Origin of the sequence: Microcoleus sp. Z1_B2 (assembly GCF_036700325.1) — a bacterium.
GTDB lineage: Bacteria > Cyanobacteriota > Cyanobacteriia > Cyanobacteriales > Microcoleaceae > Microcoleus.
The window spans coordinates 1-1,770 of record NZ_JAUBOQ010000109.1 but is presented as its reverse complement, the minus strand read 5'-3'; the positions used below and the strand labels follow the sequence as shown (position 1 = coordinate 1,770).

At 46.9% G+C, this 1,770-nt stretch carries 1 protein-coding gene; it reads right to left on the bottom strand.

Annotated features, from left to right (window positions below):
- Window positions 1–137: 137 nt before the first annotated feature.
- On the bottom strand, window positions 138–1,640 hold the full coding sequence (tnpC, locus tag QT984_RS29620; protein ID WP_333058662.1) for an IS66 family transposase: 1,503 nt from the start codon (window positions 1,638–1,640) through the stop codon (window positions 138–140).
- Window positions 1,641–1,770 lie beyond the last annotated feature (130 nt).

Sequence of the window (1,770 nt, the reverse complement as noted above, 5' to 3'; positions counted from 1 at the left end):
TGAGGGCATTAAGAGCGATGCGTCGTAAAAGAGCAAAATTCCGAGGACTGTGGAAAGAGCGAATGCGACAAGCATCCTCAGCGAATGTACAGTCAAGAGTCCAATGAGCCTGGTTTTCAATGTAGAAGTTCACGGGGTTAGCGTGGCAGAAGAGAAGGAGGAGTCCGACCAGAACGAGCACTCAAGACAGATTCAGTCAGGAACTCAAGAATATTCCGGTCTTGCAGCTTGAGAGAAGACACGACGGTGAGTAAACGGGCAACAAACAGACTTCCTGCTGCTGAATCTGAACCAAAGCTAGTCCGTCGCCAAATCACAGCAGGGCGAATGGCTCTCTCAGCGGCATTATTGGTCGGCTCTACACCATCTGAGGAGATAAATAACCACAGAGCCACTTCCAACTTTAGTAAATTACGGCAAGTCCGCACAGTTTTTGCCAGTGGGGTCTTTTCCCTCTCGTCGATGTCTAACTGCGAAGCTTCTAGCAAGATGCTCAAAACTTCAGTCTTAATAGGTTCAACCCTTTCTTTCAACTCCGAACGAGTGAGTTGGTCATTTCTAAATTTATGCCAGAGATTGAAAAGCTCTTTTTCCTGCTCCAGCAAGGATTTGCCGATTTGGGCTGAAGCTCCAACTCGTTCGGATATTTGAATAAAATCTCGTTTGAGGTGTGCCCAACACAGTTGCCTGTGATTGACATCCACCCAATTATAGGCAGGGCAACGATCGCTGGTGATCGAGCCACTAAAAGTTTCGCCCAAAACCGTTTGAGCAGCACTACTAGCTCTGCTTAAAATTACCTGAAAGCTCTGAATCAATGGCGTTACAGCCACCCACAGCCAACCGCTGGTCTTGGTGGCATTTAGACCATCTCCATTCCGCTGCTGAAATCCAGTCTCATCTACTCCCACATTCGGCTGCTGCTGGATGTAATGTTGGGCTGCTGTGACCCCATCGCCAACTGCCTCACTCACTTCTGTCCGTAGACGATTGATAGTGCCGACGGACATTTCAATCCCAAATACCGCCTGCATCAGCGCACGTATTTGGCGGTAGGATTGTCGATACTCACTACTGAATAAACCTACATAGGCTGCTGTTCTTGGACCATATCCACCCATTCCTATTATTTCGGTCATTTCTGGGGCTTGATTTTCTTTCCCACAACAAGTACAGGTAATTGGATGAAACTGATGTTCGATGACGAGCCGCTGTACTGGTGGGACTTCCACTACTTGATGTCGATATGCTTGACCATTATTTTCAATCTCTAGGATGCCTCCACATCCACTACATTGCTGTGGGTAATGGTTGATTACTTCTTGACACATTTCGGTCGGGTATAGCTTCCGTTCATGTCCCGAATGTCCTAGTTGCCCACCCCGCTTCTTTCCGGTGGGTTCCTTTCTATTTGGCTTAAATCCTTGAGGATTCTTCGATGGTGGTTGTGATGAATTTGCCGAAGTTCTGGCTAATTGCTCTTTGAGAAGCTCGTTTTCTGTTCTCAGTTCCCCTATTTCCTGTTCAAACTGATCCATCCTACCCACTAATTCGTAAATTAGTTCGAGGATGCTGCCTGGCACTTGCGCCCACTCTGCTGGGCTGATTGCCGCCATTAATTCCGGCACTGTCTTCTCCATGTGCCTCACCTTATCAGATTTTTTGGGTTTTTGCTACCCCCGTGAACTTCTACTTTTCAATACCCCAATGTTTTCGGATAGCCAGACCAATAAGTTGAGCATTACTGTGTAAAGAAGTCAAATAAAATTG